This is a genomic window from Pseudomonas sp. Marseille-QA0332, from assembly GCF_054950175.1.
In genome coordinates this window covers 1,922,216-1,942,018 of the sequence record NZ_CM143106.1, presented here as the reverse complement: position 1 = coordinate 1,942,018, position 19,803 = coordinate 1,922,216, and the positions used below count along the sequence as shown (strand labels likewise).

The window sequence follows — 19,803 nt, the reverse complement described above, 5'->3', positions numbered from 1 at the left end:
GCCGCCAACACCTTGCGTGACTTTCTCGCCGAGACCATCGGCCGCTTGAAGGACAACACCTTGGAGCTGGAAGGCGCCAGCGGCCAGTTGCGCAGCATTGCCGGCGACATGGCTCGCGGCACCCGGGACCAGTTCCAGCGCACCGATCAGGTTGCCACCGCCATGCACGAAATGTCGGCCACCGCTCAGGAAGTCGCCCGACATGCTGCCGACGCCGCCCGGGCGGCCGACGATGCCGACCAGAACGCCCAGGCCGGCGGCCAGGTGATGCAGGCCACCATCGAGCTGATCGAGCGGGTCAACCAGGAGATTGCCGGCACCGCCGTAGTGGTTCGCCATCTGGAAAACCACAGCACCCGGATCGGCAAGGTCCTGGAAGTCATTCGCGGCATCGCCGAGCAGACCAACCTGCTGGCGCTCAACGCAGCGATCGAGGCGGCCCGTGCCGGCGAGGCCGGACGCGGCTTCGCCGTGGTCGCCGACGAAGTGCGCAGCCTGGCCCAGCGCACCGCCGCCTCGATCGCCGAGATCCAGCAGATCATCGAGGCGGTCCAATCCGGCGCGGTGGAAGCGGTCAAGGCCATCGAAAGTGGCCAGCAGCGCAGCGAGGAAGGCGCCGAGCAGGTGGTCCAGGCCGGGCGCATGCTCGAACGCATCACCACCTCGGTGGAAGCGATCCGCGACATGAACCGGCAGATCGCCACCGCCGCCGAGGAGCAGACCAGCGTGGCCGAGGACATCTCGCGCAACCTGATCGAGATCACTCGCATCGCCACGGCCAACCAGCAAGCGGTGCAACATACCGAGCAGGCGGGGCAGCGCTTGCATGGCCTGTCGGGCCAGCTGGGCGAGGTCACCGCCAAGCTTCGCGCCTGACAGCCAGCCACAAGCCACAAGCAGAAGCGGGTCGCATCGGCTGCACGATCCGCTTGCCGCTTGCCGCTTGCCGCCTGCGGCGGCTTTGCGCATTTGCTATCCTCTTGCGCCTTGTCGCGCTGCGGAACCTGCCATGACTGCCTTCGATACCACCGGCCAGCTGGGTCGTGCCGATCACCGGACCTTGAGCCTGGCGGCGCTCGGCGGGGCACTGGAGATCTACGACTTCATCATCTTCGTGTTCTTCGCCCTGACCTTGAGCCAGCTGTTCTTCCCGCCGCAGATGCCCGAGTGGCTGCGCCTGCTGCAAAGCTTCGGCATCTTCGTCACCGGTTACCTGGCGCGCCCGCTGGGCGGTATCCTCATGGCGCATTTCGCCGACCACCTGGGACGCAAGCGGGTCTTCAGCCTGAGCATCCTGATGATGACGCTGCCATGCCTGTTGATCGGGGTGATGCCGACCTATGCCGACATCGGCTATGCAGCACCGCTGCTGTTGCTGGCCCTGCGCATCCTCCAGGGTGCCGCCGTCGGCGGCGAGGTGCCAAGCGCCTGGACCTTCGTCGCCGAGCACACGCCGCCTGGTCGGCGTGGCTATGCCTTGGGCTTCCTCCAGGCCGGGCTGACCTTCGGCTACCTGCTCGGAGCGTTGACCGCCACGGCCCTGGCCCAGGTGTTCACGCCCGAGGAAATCCTCGCCCAGGCCTGGCGCTACCCGTTCCTGCTTGGCGGGGTGTTCGGCATCGTCGGCATCTGGCTACGTCGCTGGCTGAGCGAGACACCAGTGTTCCTGGCCCTGCGCGAACGTCGCGAACAGCCGGTGGCCTTTCCGCTGCGCAGGGTCCTGGGCGAGCATCGCCAGGCACTGGTGCCGGCTGCGCTGCTGACCTGCGTGCTGACCTCGGCGGTGGTGGTGCTGGTGGTGATCACCCCGACGGTGATGCAACAGCGTTTCGCCATGACGGCCGGACACACCTTCGCCCTGAGCAGCCTGGGTATCGTCTTTCTCAACATTGGCTGCGTGCTGGCCGGCCTGCTGGTCGATCGCCTCGGTGCCTGGCGCGCCCTGATGATCTACAGCCTGCTGCTGCCGCTGGGGATCGGCCTGCTGTATGCCAGCCTGGTAGGGCAGTGGGCCTGGCCTGGCCTGGCCTACGCCGTGGCCGGGTTGTCCTGCGGCGTGGTCGGCGTGGTGCCGTCGATAATGGTCGGGCTGTTCCCGGTCGAGATCCGCGTTTCGGGAATTTCCTTCACCTACAACGTCGCCTATGCATTGTGGGCCAGCATCACGCCATTGGCGCTGATCGCGCTGATGCCCTGGAGCCCGTGGGCATGCGTGGGCTTCTGCGCGATCATGGGCTTGGTCGGCATGCTTACCGCACTGTATTTCGAACAGCGTGAACCGCTTGGGTCCGAGGCCGACACCGCAGCCTTCTGTCGCGGCGAGTGAGCAGCGATCGCCGGTCAGCGCAGACATGCCCCGCCGGTTGCCCGGCAAGGCTTGGTGACGTGCATCTACGAAAAAGCCCCGGGCCTGGCGGCCTGGGGCTTTCGCATCAAGGGCAGGGCCTACATGTTGGGGTAGTTCGGCCCGCCAGCGCCCTCCGGCGCGACCCAGGTGATGTTCTGTGCTGGATCCTTGATATCACAGGTCTTGCAGTGCACGCAGTTCTGCGCGTTGATCTGGAAACGCTTGCTGCCGTCGTCCTGGCTGACCACCTCGTACACGCCTGCCGGGCAGTAGCGTTGCGCCGGTTCGTCGTACAACGGCAGGTTGCTGGCGATGGGAACGCTCGGGTCGGTCAGCTTGAGATGGCAAGGTTGTTCCTCTTCATGGTTGGTGCTGGAGAGGAATACCGAGCTGAGCTTGTCGAAGCTGAGCTTGCCGTCGGGTTTGGGGTAGTCGATTTTCCGCGACTCGGCCGCCAGCTTGAGGCAGGCGTAGTCCGGCTTGGTGTTGCGCAAGGTGAACGGCAGCTTGCCCTTGAACCAGTTCTGGTCGATGTAGTTGAAGGCGGCGCCGAACAGCGGGCCGAACTTGTGCATGGCCGGGCCGAAGTTGCGGCTGGCGTGCAGCTCTTCGTACACCCAGCTGGCCTTGAAGGCGCTGGCATAGCCATCGAGCCGGTCGCCGCCCTCGCGACCGGCGGCCAGGGCCTCGGCCACTGCCTCGGCGGCGAGCATGCCGGACTTCATGGCGGTATGGCTGCCCTTGATCTTGGCAAAGTTCAGCGTGCCCAGGTCGCAGCCGATCAGCGCACCGCCCTCGAAGACCATCTTGGGCAGCGAGTTCAGGCCGCCCTTGGCGATGGCGCGGGCACCGTAGCTGATCCGCTTGCCGCCTTCGAGGTACTGGCTGATCACCGGGTGGTGCTTGAGTCGCTGGAATTCGTCGAACGGCGACAGGTACGGGTTGGCGTAGGCCAGGTCGACGATCAGACCGACCACCACCTGGTTGTTCTCCAGGTGATAGAGGAACGAGCCGCCGGTGTTGTCGGCGTTGACCACGTCCAGTGGCCAGCCGGCGGTATGCACCACCAGGCCTTGCTCGTGACGGCTCGGCTCGACCTCCCAGATTTCCTTGATGCCGATGCCGTAGTGCTGCGGGTCGGCCTCGCCATCGAGATTGAAGTGGCGGATCAGCTGCTTGCCGATATGCCCGCGGCAGCCTTCGGCGAACAGGGTGTACTTGGCACGCAGTTCCATGCCAGGGGTGTACAGGCCATCCTTGGGTTGGCCCTCGCGGTCGACGCCCAGGTCGCCGGTGACGATGCCGCGCACCACGCCGGCCTCGTCGATCAGGGCTTGCTGCGCGGCGAAGCCGGGATAGATTTCCACGCCAAGGTTCTCGGCCTGCTGCGCCAGCCAGCGGCACAGGTTGCCCAAGGAAATGATGTAGTTGCCCTGGTTGTGCATGGTGCGCGGCACGAACAGGTCGGGGACCTTGACCGAGCTGGCCTGGTCCTTGAGCACATAGATGTCGTCGCGCTTGACTTCGGTCAGCAGCGGCGCGCCGAGCGCCTTCCAGTCGGGGAACAGTTCGTCGAGGGCACGCGATTCGAACACCGCGCCGGACAGAATGTGGGCGCCGACCTCCGAGCCTTTCTCGACCACGCAGACGCTGATCTCGCTGCCGGTCTCGGCGGCCTTCTGCTTCAGGCGGCATGCAGCGGACAGACCTGAGGGGCCTGCGCCGACAATGACCACGTCGAATTCCATGTATTCGCGTTCCACAGGTCTCTCCTACTCGAGGCTTTGTCTCTGTTGCTTGTCTGGTGGGTGGAATGCGTGGGCGCACAGCTGCCTGGCTGTAGCTTTCTCCGCGCCGCACTACACCGCTTTGTCGTGGCGCGCATTATATCCACACCACGGGACGGGTCCAATACAAACGTTTGTTTGAATTGCCCGGACCCCAGTAAAATCACCGAAGGGCGCCTGGACGATGGCCGATTTGCCGTATTGACCGACCGGGGGGATGCAGTCAAGATACCAGCGGTTTTACGCTCGCCGTAGGCTGACCGTCGGACGCAAGAGCGTCCCTGAAGACCAGGCGAAGTGCAGGGGATTCCCGCCAGAACCCGCCATGTAGTGCAGTTTACACGTCACGACAGGAAATGACCCGTGGGTTTTGCCCAGGCGTGGGCAGGGCGGTCGAGGCATGCTAGATCGGTCCGCCGTCCTATGTTTCCAGAGGTGCCCTGGTCCTACGCGCAAATCGCCGGGCATGCCCCAGGCGACTTCTAATCACCGGAGAGTAACGAGGAATCCATGAAGGTTCTTGTAGCTGTCAAACGAGTGGTCGACTACAACGTCAAGGTTCGCGTCAAGGCGGACAACTCCGGCGTCGACCTCGCCAATGTCAAGATGTCCATGAACCCCTTCTGCGAGATCGCCGTGGAAGAAGCCGTGCGTCTGAAGGAAAAAGGCGTCGCCACCGAGATCGTCGCCGTCAGCATCGGCCCGACCGCGGCTCAGGAGCAGCTGCGCACCTCCCTGGCGCTGGGCGCCGATCGCGCCATCCTGGTCGAGGCCGGCGATGAGCTCGGCTCGCTGGCCGTGGCCAAGCTGCTCAAGGCGGTGGTGGACAAGGAGCAGCCACAACTGGTGATCCTCGGCAAGCAGGCCATCGACAGCGACAACAACCAGACCGGCCAGATGCTCGCCGCGCTGACTGGCTATGCCCAGGGCACCTTCGCCTCGAAGGTCGAAGTCGCTGGCGACAAGCTGAACGTGACTCGCGAGATCGATGGCGGCCTGCAGACCGTCGCGCTGAACCTGCCGGCGATCGTCACCACCGATCTGCGCCTGAACGAGCCGCGCTATGCCTCGCTGCCGAACATCATGAAGGCCAAGAAGAAGCCGCTGGAGACCGTCACGCCAGAAGCGCTGGGCGTATCCATCGCCTCTACCAGCAAGACCTTGAAGGTCGAGGCCCCGGCTGCCCGTGGTGCCGGTATCAAGGTCAAGTCGGTGGCCGAACTGGTCGAGAAGCTGAAGAACGAAGCGAAGGTAATCTAAATGACTATCCTGGTTGTCGCTGAATACGAGAACGGTGCCATTGCCCCGTCCACCCTGAACACCGTCGCCGCTGCCGCCAAGATCGGTGGCGATATCCATGTGCTGGTCGCAGGCCAGGGCGTATCGGCCATCGCCGAAGCTGCGGCGAAGATCGCCGGCGTCGCCAAGGTGCTGGTCGCGGACAATGCCGCCTATGCCCACCTGCTGCCGGAAAACGCCGCGCCGCTGATCGTCGAGCTGGCCAAGGGCTACAGCCATGTGCTGGCGCCTGCTACCACCAATGGCAAGAACATCCTGCCGCGGGTCGCCGCGCTGCTGGACGTCGACCAGATCTCCGAGATCATCTCGGTCGAGTCCGCCGACACCTTCAAGCGTCCGATCTATGCCGGCAACGCCATCGCCACGGTGCAGTCGAACGCCGCGGTCAAGGTCATCACCGTGCGTGCCACCGGCTTCGACGCCGTCGCGGCCGAAGGCGGCTCGGCTGCCGTCGAAGCCCTCGATACCGCCATCGACGCCGGCAAGTCGGCTTTCGTCGGCGAGGAGCTGGCCAAGTCCGACCGTCCCGAGCTGACTGCCGCCAAGGTGGTGGTGTCCGGTGGCCGCGGGATGGGCAACGGTGACAACTTCAAGCACCTGTACAGCCTGGCCGACAAGCTCGGTGCCGCCGTCGGTGCCTCGCGCGCCGCGGTCGACGCAGGCTTCGTGCCGAACGACATGCAGGTCGGCCAGACCGGCAAGATCGTCGCGCCGCAACTGTACATCGCCGTGGGTATCTCCGGTGCCATCCAGCACCTGGCCGGCATGAAGGACTCCAAGGTGATCGTGGCGATCAACAAGGACGAAGAGGCGCCGATCTTCCAGGTCGCCGACTACGGCCTGGTCGCCGACCTGTTCGAAGCGGTTCCGGAGCTGGAAAAGCTGGTCTGATCCCGCTGCTTCACTTATAAGAAAGCCCGGCCTTCCCGTGGAAGGTCGGGCTTTCTTCATTTCGGACCTGGAGATCAAGGCATGGCAAGGCTTGGCCGAACCGCAGCGATCACGGCCTGCCTGGCCGTGCTGGCGTCGCCGGCGACATGGGCAGTGGGCAAATGCGAACGTCTGGTGGCCACTGGCAGTCCGGACGCGCCGCCTTACTCTTGGCAGGATCCGCAGGATCCACGGCATCTGGTCGGAGCCAGCGTCGATCTGCTGCGCCAGGTCGCTGGCGAAATCGGCGTGAGCGTCGAAGTGTTGCACGCCGGCAAGCGCGGCCAGGCCTTCGAAGAGGTTCGCAGCGGGCGCATGGACCTGCTGCTCGACTCGCCCATGGCCTCTTCGCGGCTGACGGCGCTCGATTACGTCCATCCACCGTTGCAACATGACGACTACCTGGTCTGGACCCGGCATGATGCGCCGCTGGTTCATGACAGTCCGGCCGAGCTGCAGCGCTACCGTGGCAGCCTGCCGGGAAATGCGCGGCTGACGGCGGGCTTCCAGGCCACCCTTCAGGCCTGGCCCACGCTGGAAACGGCCCAGAGCCTGACCCAGGCGTACCAGAAACTGGTGCTGGGGCAGGTCGACTATGTACTGGCGGGTCGCTATGCCGGGATGGCCATGGTGCAAGGCCTGGGCCTGAGCGACGAAGTGATCGCCAACGGCTTGCCCGTGGATCGGCCCGGCCTGTTCCTGGCGGTCTCGCACAACTCGGCGTGCAATGATGCCTGGTTGCGTGGACAGCTGGCGCGGCGGGTCGCTGAGCTGGCAGGCGGGACGGCGGCCGATGCCGCATTGCAGCGCAACCTGGCGCGCTGGATGCGCCAGGCGCGCATGCAGGCTCAGGGCGCGGCGAGCGACAACTGAGCGCCGCCTGGTTTTCCAGCGTCCGCTCGACTTGGTCGTGGCGGTGGAAAGCAGGTTACTATTGCCGCCGCGGCGCACAGCGCGATAGTCAACCGCGCCGCAGATCGCGTATTCGTCAGGAGCTGAAGCAGTTTGAACAGATCGGATTCGACCTTGGCCAAGGCAAGACTGCCTGGCCACACCCGCGCCCTCGGCCTGGTCCTGGCCTTGTCCGGCCTGGCCGGCTGCGCCAGCGATCCGGCGCCGCACGAGCAGCTGCGGCTTTCCGGCCAGGCTCTCGAGCAAGCCAAGGCGGTCGGGGCCACCGAGCAGCTACAGGCGCTGAAGCTTGCCGAGGACAAGCTGGCACGGGCCCAGGCTGATATGGCTAGCGGCCAGTGCCGGGAGGCCCGCATGCGTGCCGAGCAGGCCGAGTTGGATGCGCGCCTGGCCGAGGCGCAGGTGCTTACCGAGAAGAGTCAGGAGCAGATCAAGATCCTGGAGGCGCGTATCAAGCGCCTGCGCAAGCAACTGGAGGCCCAGCCATGAACCATCGCCAGTCCGTATTGCTGCTGGTCGCGCTGGGTGCGCTGGGCTTGCAGGGCTGCGCCAGCCAGCGCAGCGAGTCGGCGCTGGAGCAGGCCAGCGCCGCCTTCGAGCAGGTCAAGGATGACTCCGATGTGCTGCGCAGCGCGCCGCGTGACGTGATTCGTGCCGGGGAGTCGCTGGGGCGCGCCGAGCGCCTGTCCAGCTACATCGGCAGCGGCAGTGACGTGCGCCATTACGCCTACCTTAGCCAGCGCTACAGCGAGATCGCCCGCGAGCATGCCCGGCTCGCGCTCAACCAGGAGCGCCTGGTCCAGCTGGACCTGCAGCGCCAGCGCCTGCAACTGGCCCTGCGCGAAGCCAAGCTGGCCACGGTGCAGCAGCAGGGCAAGTGGCTGGAGGCCGAAATCGCCGCGCTGGCATCGCAGGAAAGCGATCGTGGCCAGGTCCTGACGCTGGGCGATGCACTGTTCGACACCGGTCGCGCGGAGCTGAGAAATTCGGCCAGCCGCACGCTGCTCAAGCTGGTGCAGTTCCTCCAGCTCAATCCTCGTCGGGTGATTCGTGTCGAAGGCTACACCGACAGCACGGGCACTGCGCAAGACAATCTCGAACTGTCGCGTGCGCGGGCACAGTCGGTCGCGGACATGCTGGTCGACCTGGGCGTCGATGAGAAGCGTATCCAGGTGGTCGGTTATGGCGACCAGTATCCGGTCGAAGCCAATGCCTCGGAGCGGGGCAGGGCGCAGAATCGACGCGTTGAGGTGGTGTTCTCCGACGAGAAGGGCAGGCTGGCCGCCGAACGTTGATGCCGGCCTGTGCCTGGGCATTGCCGGGTGGCCAGCACGGCGCGGGTGATCGTGCCGGTCGACAGGATGTCATGGATACGGGCGCAGGTTGACTAACCTGCAATCTGTGCCGGTACACTTGATGACTGTTACGGTAGTCCAGCTCCTCCACGGAGTTCCAGAACAACAATGAAGCCCGCGCCCCGAGACTCCGCCATGACCAACCTGCTGCTGTACCAGCGCATCGCCCAGCAATTGGCCGACGATATTCGTCGCGGCGTCTATCAGCCTGGAGAGCGCGTCCCTTCGGTGCGCAAGATGAGCGCCCAGCTCAACGTTAGTCATGCGACGGTCCTGCAAGCCTACGCCAACCTCGAGGATCAGGGGCTGATCAGGGCGCGACCGCAGTCGGGCTATTACGTACACCAGACGCCAGCGTTGACGGCGCAGACCCCGGACATCGCCAAGGTCGAGCGGCCCGGCCTGGTGACGCGGGCCAGCATCATCCAGCAGGTCCTGGTCGAGGCGCGCCGGGACGGCGTGTTTCCCTTCGGTGCGGCGGTCCCGCACGTCGACTACCTGCCGGTTCGGGCCCTGCACCAGCAATTGTCCAAGGTGACTCGCTTCCACAGCCCGCGTGCCTTCAGCTACATGTTCAGCCCAGGCTACGAGCCGCTGCGCAGGCAGATCGCGATTCGCATGCGCGATGCCGGCGTGCTGGTGGATCCGCGCGAGATCGTGGTGACCCACGGCTGTGTCGATGCGCTGCAGATGTCGCTGAGGGTGCTGACCCGTCCTGGCGACCTGATCGCCGCGGAATCACCGACCTACTACGGGTTGCTGCAACTGGCTGACCTGCTGGGGCTGAAGGTGATCGAGATTCCCAGCGACCCGTCCACCGGTATCAGTCTGGAAGCCTTGCAACTGGCAGCCAACCAGTGGTCGATCAAGGCGCTGGTGCTGACGGCCAGGTTGAGCAATCCGCTGGGCGGGACCATGCCTGAAGAACGGCAAAAACAGTTGCTGCGCCTGGCCTCGGACTTCGACATCCAGATCGTCGAAGACGACATCTATGGCGAGCTGATGTTCGAGCAAGGGCGTAGCAAGGCCGTGAAGGCGCATGATCGTCTGGATCGAGTCATTTACTGTTCGAGCTTTTCCAAGACCTTGTCGCCGGGCGTGCGAGTGGGCTGGATGATTCCGGGTCGCTATCGCGAGGAAGTCCAGCGGCTGCAGACCTTCACCACCCACTCGGCTTGCAGCGTCACGCAGATGGGGGTTGCCGCCTACCTGGAGAACGGCGGCTACGACCGTCACCTGCGCTATATCCGCCAGGAATACCGGCGCAACCTCAGCGCCTACCAGCTGGCCGTGCAGCAGCATTTTCCCGAAGGCACCCAGATGACCCGGCCTACCGGCGGGTTCATCCTCTGGATCAGCCTGCCAGGACGGGTCAATACCCAGGAGTTGCACGTGCGTGCGCTGGAGCAGGGCATCAGCATCGCGCCAGGGTTGATCTTCAGCAATACCGAACAGTTCAACCACTGTATTCGCCTCAACTGCGGTATCCCCTGGAATCGCGAGTCAGAGCGCGCGCTGCTGACGCTGGGCATGCTGGCCCATCAGCTGTGTCGGGAAGCGACGAGTTTGCCGTTCTAGGTGGGTACGAAATCGCCGCGCAGGCGCTTTCCATGCAGAACCTGGGCTTGCCAGCGGCGCGGCGAACAGCCAGCATAGCCATTTTAGGCAAATGCTTGCGGTGCTCATGAAACGCTTTCGTGTGCTTGGTTTGCTGTTGTGTCTCGGCTCGGGACTCGTTTTTCCAGGCTTGACCCTGGCTGACCAGGCGCAGGGCGCCGAAGGCGCAAGGCCGGCGACTCACGCTCATGAAAAGCCCGTCAAGAAGGTTGCCAGGCCGATACGGCATCAGGCCAAGGCGGTGAAAAGCAAGGCCGTTGCCACCCCTGTACCCAAGCCCAGGCTCGACCTGAGCCTGCCGGTCGAGCTGGTGGATGAGCTCGAGCCCGAGGTTGGCGACAACGCGCCACGGCGCAAGAACCTGTTGCCTTCGATGTTCTCGCAGGAACCCGGTGCCGACAGCTCGTTTCAGCTCAATGGCCGGCTGATCAGCAACGAAATGCAGCTGCAGTTGCGCAATGACAGCCAGCGAGAAGTCGAGGGTGCGGCCATCGAGTTCCAGTTCCGGCAGTGAGCGGCAAGCCACCTGCTCCCCATTTTCAAACGGTCGTTTCAGTGGTTATCATCGTGGCTCATCCGTCCTGTTCCAGGAGCCTCTGCCATGAACTGCCGTGAAGGCTGCGGCGCTTGCTGCATCGCCCCATCCATCAGCTCGCCGATTCCGGGCATGCCGCAAGGCAAGCCGGCCGGCGAGCGTTGCCTGCATCTTTCGCCGCAGAACCTGTGCGCACTGTTCGGTCGTCCGGAGCGGCCGGCCGTCTGTGGCGGGTTCAAGGCCGAGCCGCAGGTGTGTGGCAGCGATCGCGACGAGGCGCTCAGGATCATCGGCTGGCTGGAGCAGATGACGGCTGCGTGAAGCGTGGATCTTCGACAACAAGGAAAACGATGATGAGATCTTTGAAGCGAATCGTGTTGCTCGGTGGCCTGGGGTTGGCGGTAATGCCTGGTGCCTGGGCCGAGGACTGGAAAGTGGCCAAGGACGAAGCAGGCATTCAGGTTTCCCTGAGCGATGTGCCCAATTCCAGATACAAGGCCTACCGTGGCGTGACGCTGATCAAGGCGCCGTTGGCCAAGGTCCGTGCGCTTCAGGAGGATGCCGTTGGCGCTTGCGCCTGGATCCACGAATGCGACTCGCAGAAGCTGCTCAAGCACCAGGGCGAGCAGAGCTGGACCTACACGCGTTTCAATACGCCGTGGCCGGTGACGCCACGCGACTCGATCCTGCATGTCACTACCACCCAGGGAGCCGATGGGAGCCTGACCCGGACGCTGGAAAGCCAGCCGAACTACCTGCCGCCCGAGCCGGGCTATGTCCGGGTGAGCGAGGTGAAGGGGTTCTGGAAGCTGGTCCCTCGAGGCGACAGCACCGAAGTGATCTACCAGGTGCATACCGAGCCGGGAGGCAGCGTGCCTTCATGGCTGGCGAACAAGTTCGTGGTGGAAGCGCCGTTCAATACGCTCAAGGGGTTGCGGGAGCGGGCGGAAAAGCCCTGAGCGGCCTGCTCTGAAACGAGAAAGGCTGCCCGAGGGCAGCCTTCTCTTCACGCCCGCGATGTCGGGCGACGGACCGATCAGCGATCCTTCAGTTCGACGATGTCGCGCTGCGCCTGGCCGGTGTACAACTGGCGCGGACGGCCGATCTTGTAGGGGCTCGAAAGCATTTCCTTCCAGTGCGAGATCCAGCCGACGGTGCGTGCCAGGGCGAAGATCACGGTGAACATGCTGGTCGGAATGCCGATCGCCTTGAGGATGATGCCCGAGTAGAAGTCCACGTTCGGGTACAGCGAGCGTTCGATGAAGTAGGGGTCGGTCAGGGCGATCTCTTCCAGGCGCATGGCCAGCTCGAGCTGTGGGTCGTTCTTGATGCCCAGCTCGCCCAGGACTTCGTCGCAGGTCTGCTTCATCACGGTGGCGCGCGGGTCGCGGTTCTTGTAGACCCGGTGGCCGAAGCCCATCAGCTTGAATGGATCGTTCTTGTCCTTGGCCTTGGCGATGAAGGTGTCGATGTTCGAGACATCGCCGATCTCATCGAGCATGGTCAGTACCGCTTCGTTGGCACCGCCGTGCGCCGGACCCCACAGGGCGGCGATGCCCGCGGCGATGCAGGCGAACGGGTTGGCGCCGGACGAGCCGGCCAGACGCACGGTGGAGGTGGAGGCGTTCTGCTCGTGGTCGGCGTGGAGGATGAAGATCCGGTCCATCGCCTTGGCCAGCACCGGGCTGATCGGCTTGATCTCGCAAGGCGTGTTGAACATCATGTGCAGGAAGTTTTCCGCGTACGAGAGGTCGTTGCGCGGATACATCATGGGCTGGCCCATGGAGTACTTGTAGACCATCGCGGCCAGGGTCGGCATCTTGGCGACCAGGCGAACCGCCGAGATCTCGCGGTGCTGCGGGTTATTGATGTCCAGCGAGTCGTGGTAGAACGCCGACAGGGCGCCGACCACGCCGCACATCACCGCCATCGGGTGGGCGTCCCGGCGGAAACCGTTGAAGAACGTCTTGAGCTGCTCGTGCACCATGGTGTGGTTCTTGACGGTGCTGACGAACTGGGCCTTCTGCTCGGCATTGGGCAGTTCGCCATTGAGCAGCAGGTAGCAGGTCTCGAGGTAGTCGGATTTCTCGGCGAGCTGCTCGATCGGGTAGCCGCGGTGCAGCAGCACGCCCTTGTCGCCATCGATGTAGGTGATCTTCGATTCGCAGGACGCCGTGGCCATGAAGCCCGGGTCGAAGGTGAAATGACCGGTGGCCCCCAACCCGCGGACGTCGATTACATCAGGACCAACGGTGCCGGTTAAAATGGGCAGCTCTACGGGGGCAGCGCCCTCGATGACCAGCTGCGCTTTTTTGTCAGCCATGTGGCCTCCTATCAATGCTTGAAATCATCAGACAGCCCCCCACGCAGGGCCCGCATCACTATAGAGGGATAAATTCGAATGTCAATTTGCCTAAAGGCTGGTTGAAAGGCCTCTGCGACGGTCCTTTTTCGCGAAATTGACGCCCGTTTACGCCTTTTGCGCAACAAAGGCAATGCGCTATTCGGGCTAGCCCGTCACGTTGTCATTAGTAGCCTAACTGTCTATACTCGGCAGCCGACCGCCAGGGGCTTGCAAGCCCGTTCCGCTGGGGGTCGTCGCTCCCTGGGTGGTGGGTACCTGACCAGTACACTTACCAACAACTTTGCCCTGTTCGCTAGGGGCTCTTCAGTGTGAAAAAAGCCGTGAAAAGCCAACGACCTGTAAACCTAGACCTAAGGACCATCAAACTTCCGATCACCGCGTACACGTCCATTCTTCACCGTATTTCCGGCGTCATCCTGTTTCTCGGCATTGCCATCGCACTGTATGCGCTGGGCAAGTCGCTGGGTTCCGAGGAAGGTTTCGCCGAGGTGAAAGCGGGGCTGACCAGCCCGCTGGCGAAACTCGTGATCTGGGGCCTGCTGTCCGCCCTGCTGTATCACCTGGTGGCTGGCGTGCGCCACCTGATCATGGACATGGGTATCGGCGAGACGCTCGAGGGCGGCAAGCTGGGCTCGAAAATCGTGATCGTCATCTCCGTGGTGTTGATCGTTCTGGCGGGAGTTTGGGTATGGTAACCAATGTCACGAACCTGTCGCGTTCGGGCCTCTACGACTGGATGGCGCAGCGCGTCTCGGCGGTCGTTCTCGCGGCTTATTTCATTTTCCTGATCGGCTACCTGGTGGTGCACCCTGGCATCGACTATGTCCAGTGGCACGCCCTGTTCTCCAACAACGCGATGCGTATCTTCAGTCTGCTGGCCCTCGTTGCCCTGGGCGCCCACGCCTGGGTCGGCATGTGGACCATTGCCACCGACTACCTGACGCCGATGTCCTTCGGCAAGTCGGCGACTGCGGTACGTTTCCTGTTCCAGGCGGTTTGCGGTGTCGCGATGTTCGCGTACTTCGTCTGGGGTGTGCAGATTCTCTGGGGTATCTGATCCATGGCTAGCATTCCAACCATTTCCTTCGACGCCATCATCATCGGTGGCGGCGGTGCCGGCATGCGCGCTGCGCTGCAGCTGGCCCAGGGCGGGCACAAGACCGCCGTGATCACCAAGGTCTTCCCGACCCGTTCGCATACCGTTTCCGCCCAGGGCGGCATCACCTGCGCCATCGCCTCGGCCGACCCGAACGACGATTGGCGCTGGCACATGTACGACACCGTCAAGGGTTCCGACTACATCGGCGACCAGGACGCCATCGAATACATGTGCCAGGAAGGTCCTGCCGCGGTCTTCGAGCTGGATCACATGGGCTTGCCTTTCTCGCGCACCGAGACCGGCCGCATCTACCAGCGTCCGTTCGGCGGTCAGTCCAAGGACTACGGCAAGGGCGGCCAGGCAGCGCGTACCTGCGCGGCATCCGACCGTACAGGGCATGCCCTGCTGCACACCCTGTACCAGAACAACGTCAAGCATGGCACCACCTTCCTCAACGAGTGGTATGCCGTCGACCTGGTGAAGAACCAGGATGGCGCCTTCGTTGGCGTGATCGCGATCTGCATCGAGACCGGCGAGACCGTCTACATCAAGTCCAAGGCCACCGTGCTGGCGACTGGCGGCGCCGGCCGTATCTACGCCTCGACCACCAACGCCCTGATCAACACCGGCGACGGCGTGGGCATGGCCCTGCGTGCCGGCGTACCGGTGCAGGACATCGAAATGTGGCAGTTCCACCCGACCGGCATCGCCGGCGCCGGTGTCCTGGTCACCGAGGGTTGCCGTGGTGAAGGCGGCTACCTGATCAACAAGCACGGCGAGCGCTTCATGGAGCGTTACGCGCCCAATGCCAAGGACCTCGCCGGTCGCGACGTCGTGGCCCGTTCCATGGTCAAGGAAATCATCGCCGGCAACGGCTGTGGGCCGAACGGCGACCACGTGATGCTCAAGCTCGACCACCTCGGCGAAGAAGTGCTGCACAGCCGCCTGCCAGGCATCTGCGAGCTGTCCAAGACCTTCGCCCACGTCGACCCGGTGGTCGCGCCGGTGCCGGTGGTTCCGACCTGCCACTACATGATGGGTGGCGTCGCCACCAACATCCATGGCCAGGCCATCACCATGGACGCCAATGGCGTGGACCACATCGTTCCGGGCCTGTTCGCGGTCGGCGAGGTGGCTTGCGTGTCGGTGCACGGTGCCAACCGCCTGGGCGGCAACTCGCTGCTCGACCTGGTGGTATTCGGTCGCGCGGCCGGCCTGCACCTGGAAAAGGCACTGAGCGAAGGCATCGAGTACCGCGACGCCAGCGATACCGACGTCGACGTGGCAATCAACCGCCTGGCCAAGCTCAACGAGCGCACCAGCGGCGAAGACGTGGCCAGCCTCAAGCGCGAGCTGCAGAGCTGCATGCAGAACTACTTCGGTGTGTTCCGTACCGGCGAATACATGCAGAAGGGTATCGCCCAGCTCGAAGGCCTGCGCGAGCGCATCGCCAACGTCAAGATCAACGACAAGTCCCAGGCGTTCAATACCGCGCGTATCGAAGCGTTGGAACTGCAGAATCTTCTGGAAGTCGCAGAAGCAACCGCCATCGCGGCCGAAACCCGTAAGGAGTCCCGTGGCGCCCATGCCCGCGAAGACTACGAAGACCGTGACGACGAGAACTGGCTGTGCCACACCCTGTACTTCCCGGGAGAGAAGCGGGTCGCCAAGCGCGCGGTCAACTTCGCGCCGAAGACCGTACCGGCGTTCGAACCTAAAGTCCGGACTTATTGAGGGTGGCTACCATGCTTAAAGTCGAAGTGTATCGTTACAACCCGGATACCGACTCCGCGCCGAAGACCCAGGTCTTCGAGGTCGATACCGGCGGCAAGGACCTGATGGTGCTGGACGTGCTGGCACTGATCAAGGAGCAGGACGAGGGGTTCTCCTATCGTCGCTCCTGCCGGGAAGGCGTCTGCGGTTCCGATGGCATGAACATCAACGGCAAGAACGGTCTGGCGTGCATCACGCCGCTGTCGGCCGTGGTCAAGAACGACAAGCTGGTGCTGCGCCCGCTGCCGGGCCTGCCGGTGATTCGCGACCTGGTCGTGGACATGAGCATCTTCTACAAGCAGTACGAGAAGGTGAAGCCGTTCCTGCAGAACGACACGCCGGCGCCGGCCATCGAGCGCCTGCAGTCGCCGGAAGACCGCGACAAGCTGGACGGGCTGTACGAGTGCATCCTGTGCGCCTGTTGCTCGACGTCCTGCCCTTCGTTCTGGTGGAATCCGGACAAGTTCCTCGGTCCGGCCGCGCTGCTGCAAGCCTACCGCTTCCTGGCCGACAGCCGCGACACCAAGACCCAGGAGCGCCTGGCATCCATGGACGATCCGTTCAGCGTCTTCCGCTGCCGTGGCATCATGAACTGCGTGAACGTATGCCCCAAGGGCCTGAACCCGACCAAGGCGATCGGCCACGTACGCAACATGCTGCTGCAGAGCGGCACCTGATCTGCAATTGTTGTAACCGCAATACGCCGACGTGCGGGTGGTGAGCCCGCACCGAGGTGCAACCCGAGCCTGGGCCCACAAGGCCCCCGCTCATTACCCATGAAGATATGAGACCAGCAGGGGCTTCCGGGCTGGTACCCGGAAATCTGCAGGATCCTCGGTGGCGTGGTTCAGTCGCGTTCTCGGGCTTTTCCAGGCTTGCTTTGGCTCTTGCCGATCCGTCCCCTAACCGAGGGTGACCAAGCATGCAAGAAAGCGTGATGCAGCGCATGTGGGAAAGCGCCCACCTTTCAGGTGGTAACGCTGCATATGTGGAAGAGCTCTACGAGCTTTACCTGCACGACCCTAACGCCGTGCCAGAAGAGTGGCGCACTTACTTCCAGAAGTTGCCCGCCGAAGGCAGCACCGCTACCGATGTATCGCACTCTGCAATCCGCGACCATTTCGTACTGCTGGCGAAGAACCAGCGCCGCGCCCAACCGGTGTCCGCCGGGAGCGTGAGCAGTGAACACGAGAAGAAGCAGGTTGAAGTTCTGCGTCTGATCCAGGCCTACCGCATGCGCGGGCATCAGGCTGCCAAGCTCGACCCCCTGGGCTTGTGGCAGCGACCCGCGCCGGTAGACCTGTCGATCAATCATTACGGCTTGACCAATGCCGATCTTGATACGACCTTCCGTGCCGGCGACCTGTACATCGGCAAAGAGGAAGCGAGCCTACGCGAAATCATCGACGCGCTGGAGAAGACATATTGTCGCACCATTGGCGCCGAGTTCACCCACATCGTCGACTCCGAGCAGCGTAGCTGGTTCCAGCAGCGCCTGGAGAGCGTGCGTGGGCGCCCTGACTACTCCGCCGAGGCGCAGGTGCACCTGCTCGAGCGCGTCACCGCCGCCGAAGGCCTGGAGAAGTACCTGGGCACCAAGTACCCCGGCACCAAGCGCTTCGGCCTGGAAGGCGGCGAGAGCCTGATCCCGATGCTGGACGAGATGATCCAGCGCTCCGGCTCCTATGGTGTCAAGGAAGTCGTCATCGGCATGGCCCACCGTGGCCGCCTGAACGTGCTGGTCAACACCTTCGGCAAGAACCCGCGCGAGCTGTTCGACGAGTTCGAAGGCAAGAAGAAGAACGAGCTCGGCTCCGGTGACGTGAAGTATCACCAGGGCTTCTCCTCCAACGTGATGACCACCGGTGGCGAAGTCCACCTGGCCATGGCCTTCAACCCGTCGCACCTGGAAATCGTCTCGCCGGTCGTCGAAGGTTCGGTACGCGCCCGCCAGGATCGCCGCAATGATCGTCTCGGCGACAAGGTCCTGCCGATCACCATCCATGGCGATGCCGCCGTGGCTGGCCAGGGCGTGGTCATGGAGACCTTCCAGATGTCGCAGACCCGCGGTTTCAAGACCGGCGGCACCGTGCGCATCGTGATCAACAACCAGGTCGGTTTCACCATCAGCAACCCGCTGGATTCGCGATCCACCGAGTACTGCACCGACGTCGCCAAGATGATCCAGGCGCCGATCCTGCACGTCAACGGCGACGACCCGGAAGCCGTGCTGTTCGTCACCCAGCTGGCCATCGACTACCGCATGCAGTTCAAGCGTGACGTGGTCATCGACCTGGTCTGCTACCGTCGCCGCGGCCACAACGAGGCCGACGAGCCCAACGGCACCCAGCCGCTGATGTACCAGCAGATCAGCAAGCAGCGCACTACTCGCGAGCTGTATGCCGAGTCGCTGATCCAGGCCGGTCGCATCGATGCCGAGCGCGCCCAGGCCAAGATCGACGAATACCGCAATGCACTGGACAACGGCCTGCACGTGGTCAAGAGCCTGGTCAAGGAGCCGAACCGCGAGCTGTTCGTGGACTGGCGTCCATACCTGGGCCACGCCTGGACCGCGCGTCACGATACCCGCTTCGACCTCAAGACCCTGCAGGACCTGTCCGGCAAGCTGCTCGAGCTGCCCGAAGGCTTCCTGGTCCAGCGCCAGGTCTCGAAGATCTACGAGGATCGCCAGAAGATGCAGGCCGGCGGTCTGCCGATCAACTGGGGCTTCGCCGAAACCATGGCTTACGCCACCTTGCTGTTCGAAGGCCACCCGGTGCGTATCACCGGCCAGGACGTCGGGCGCGGTACCTTCTCGCACCGCCATGCCGCGTTGCACAATCAGAAGGATGCCAGCACCTATCTGCCGCTGCAGCACCTGTTCGATGGCCAGCCCAAGTTCGAGCTGTACGACTCCTTCCTCTCCGAGGAAGCCGTGCTGGCGTTCGAATACGGCTACTCCACCACCACGCCGAACGCGCTGGTGATCTGGGAGGCCCAGTTCGGTGACTTCGCCAACGGTGCCCAGGTAGTGATCGACCAGTTCATCACCAGTGGCGAGCACAAGTGGGGTCGTCTCTGCGGCCTGACCATGCTGTTGCCGCACGGCTACGAAGGTCAGGGGCCGGAGCACTCCTCGGCGCGCCTGGAGCGCTATCTGCAGCTGTGCGCCGAACACAACATCCAGGTCTGCGTACCGACCACGCCGGCGCAGATCTACCACCTGCTGCGTCGTCAGGTCATCCGGCCGCTGCGCAAGCCCCTGGTCGTGCTGACGCCCAAGTCGCTGCTGCGCCACAAGCTGGCGGTCTCGACCCTGGAAGATCTCGCCGAAGGCTCGTTCCAGACGGTGATCCCGGAAGTCGACAGCATCGATCCGGCCAAGGTCGAGCGTCTGGTGCTGTGCAGCGGCAAGGTCTACTACGACCTGCTGGAAAAACGTCGTGCCGAAGCTCGCGAGGACATCGTCATCGTGCGCATCGAGCAGCTGTACCCGTTCCCCGAGGACGACCTGGTCGAGATCCTGGCCCCCTACACCAACCTCAAGCATGCGGTCTGGTGTCAGGAAGAGCCGATGAACCAGGGCGCCTGGTACAGCAGCCAGCACCATATGCGCCGTATCCTGAACCGTCTCGATTCGTCGCTGGTTCTGGAGTACGCCGGTCGCGAAGCTTCCGCGGCCCCGGCCTGTGGCTACGCATCGATGCACGCCGAGCAGCAGGAACGCCTCCTGCAAGCCGCATTCACCGTCTGACGCTTCGCACAAGAAACCGTATTTAAGGAA

18 protein-coding genes are annotated in these 19,803 nt (G+C 63.7%); 16 read left to right on the top strand and 2 right to left on the bottom strand.

Translation table 11 applies throughout. The features are described 5' to 3' along the window. The first annotated feature begins 108 nt into the window (after positions 1–108). Together ACY8GK_RS09040 and ACY8GK_RS09035 are read left to right on the top strand one after the other, a co-directional pair. Positions 109–876: a methyl-accepting chemotaxis protein gene (locus tag ACY8GK_RS09040; RefSeq protein WP_462403005.1), complete on the top strand. Its 768-nt coding sequence runs from the start codon at positions 109–111 to the stop codon at positions 874–876. A gap of 133 nt (positions 877–1,009) precedes the next feature. After that, complete coding sequence (locus ACY8GK_RS09035) at positions 1,010–2,326, top strand: MFS transporter (protein ID WP_196180155.1); 1,317 nt, start codon at positions 1,010–1,012, stop codon at positions 2,324–2,326. Positions 2,327–2,445: 119 nt separating this feature from the next. Here the strand turns inward: ACY8GK_RS09035 and ACY8GK_RS09030 are convergent, their stop codons facing one another. Then, positions 2,446–4,110 carry an electron transfer flavoprotein-ubiquinone oxidoreductase gene (locus ACY8GK_RS09030; protein WP_196180154.1) on the bottom strand — a complete coding sequence of 555 codons (1,665 nt, stop codon included), beginning with the start codon at positions 4,108–4,110 and terminating at the stop codon, positions 2,446–2,448. Positions 4,111–4,644: 534 nt separating this feature from the next. Here ACY8GK_RS09030 and ACY8GK_RS09025 point away from each other — a divergent pair. From ACY8GK_RS09025 to ACY8GK_RS08985, 9 genes are all read left to right on the top strand, one after another. Then, entirely contained in the window at positions 4,645–5,394 is a 750-nt protein-coding gene (locus tag ACY8GK_RS09025; RefSeq protein ID WP_196180153.1) for an electron transfer flavoprotein subunit beta/FixA family protein, read from the top strand. Then, positions 5,395–6,324: an electron transfer flavoprotein subunit alpha/FixB family protein gene (locus ACY8GK_RS09020; protein ID WP_196180152.1), complete on the top strand. Its 930-nt coding sequence runs from the start codon at positions 5,395–5,397 to the stop codon at positions 6,322–6,324. It begins immediately after the preceding gene. An 81-nt stretch (positions 6,325–6,405) separates the two neighbouring features. Further along, the gene (locus ACY8GK_RS09015; protein WP_462402851.1) at positions 6,406–7,236 is read left to right on the top strand and encodes a substrate-binding periplasmic protein; all 831 of its coding nucleotides are present in this window, start codon (positions 6,406–6,408) and stop codon (positions 7,234–7,236) included. Positions 7,237–7,404: 168 nt separating this feature from the next. Next, positions 7,405–7,764 (top strand): DUF4398 domain-containing protein, encoded by a 360-nt coding sequence (locus ACY8GK_RS09010; RefSeq protein WP_462403004.1) that lies wholly within the window; start codon positions 7,405–7,407, stop codon positions 7,762–7,764. Continuing rightward, a complete protein-coding gene (locus ACY8GK_RS09005) occupies positions 7,761–8,570 on the top strand; it encodes an OmpA family protein (protein ID WP_196180150.1) in 810 nt (269 codons plus the stop codon). Before ACY8GK_RS09010 ends, ACY8GK_RS09005 begins: the two co-directional genes overlap by 4 nt. A gap of 195 nt (positions 8,571–8,765) precedes the next feature. Further along, positions 8,766–10,208 (top strand): aminotransferase-like domain-containing protein, encoded by a 1,443-nt coding sequence (locus ACY8GK_RS09000; protein WP_462402850.1) that lies wholly within the window; start codon positions 8,766–8,768, stop codon positions 10,206–10,208. 106 nt (positions 10,209–10,314) lie between these two features. Next, a complete protein-coding gene (locus tag ACY8GK_RS08995) occupies positions 10,315–10,761 on the top strand; it encodes a hypothetical protein (RefSeq protein ID WP_196180148.1) in 447 nt (148 codons plus the stop codon). An 87-nt stretch (positions 10,762–10,848) separates the two neighbouring features. Next, positions 10,849–11,103, top strand: coding sequence for a YkgJ family cysteine cluster protein (locus ACY8GK_RS08990; protein WP_196180147.1), 255 nt, complete (start codon positions 10,849–10,851; stop codon positions 11,101–11,103). Positions 11,104–11,135: 32 nt separating this feature from the next. Next, a complete protein-coding gene (locus tag ACY8GK_RS08985) occupies positions 11,136–11,741 on the top strand; it encodes an START domain-containing protein (protein ID WP_196180146.1) in 606 nt (201 codons plus the stop codon). A 77-nt stretch (positions 11,742–11,818) separates the two neighbouring features. Here ACY8GK_RS08985 and gltA read toward each other — a convergent pair whose 3' ends face one another. Next, on the bottom strand, positions 11,819–13,105 hold the full coding sequence (gene gltA, locus ACY8GK_RS08980) for a citrate synthase (RefSeq protein WP_196180145.1): 1,287 nt from the start codon (positions 13,103–13,105) through the stop codon (positions 11,819–11,821). Positions 13,106–13,455: 350 nt separating this feature from the next. Between gltA and sdhC the strand changes: the two genes are divergently transcribed. The 5 genes from sdhC (at position 13,456) to ACY8GK_RS08955 (ending at position 19,773) form a co-directional block, all read left to right on the top strand. After that, positions 13,456–13,842, top strand: coding sequence for a succinate dehydrogenase, cytochrome b556 subunit (gene sdhC, locus ACY8GK_RS08975; RefSeq protein WP_196180143.1), 387 nt, complete (start codon positions 13,456–13,458; stop codon positions 13,840–13,842). Continuing rightward, positions 13,836–14,204 (top strand): succinate dehydrogenase, hydrophobic membrane anchor protein, encoded by a 369-nt coding sequence (sdhD, locus tag ACY8GK_RS08970; RefSeq protein WP_196180142.1) that lies wholly within the window; start codon positions 13,836–13,838, stop codon positions 14,202–14,204. The genes sdhC and sdhD overlap by 7 nt, the downstream gene beginning before the upstream one ends. 3 nt (positions 14,205–14,207) lie before the next feature. After that, complete coding sequence (gene sdhA / locus ACY8GK_RS08965; RefSeq protein WP_196180141.1) at positions 14,208–15,980, top strand: succinate dehydrogenase flavoprotein subunit; 1,773 nt, start codon at positions 14,208–14,210, stop codon at positions 15,978–15,980. A gap of 11 nt (positions 15,981–15,991) precedes the next feature. Beyond that, the gene (locus tag ACY8GK_RS08960) at positions 15,992–16,696 is read left to right on the top strand and encodes a succinate dehydrogenase iron-sulfur subunit (protein WP_196180140.1); all 705 of its coding nucleotides are present in this window, start codon (positions 15,992–15,994) and stop codon (positions 16,694–16,696) included. A 245-nt stretch (positions 16,697–16,941) separates the two neighbouring features. Further along, positions 16,942–19,773, top strand: a complete 2,832-nt coding sequence (locus ACY8GK_RS08955) for a 2-oxoglutarate dehydrogenase E1 component (RefSeq protein ID WP_196180139.1) — start codon at positions 16,942–16,944, stop codon at positions 19,771–19,773. Positions 19,774–19,803 lie beyond the last annotated feature (30 nt).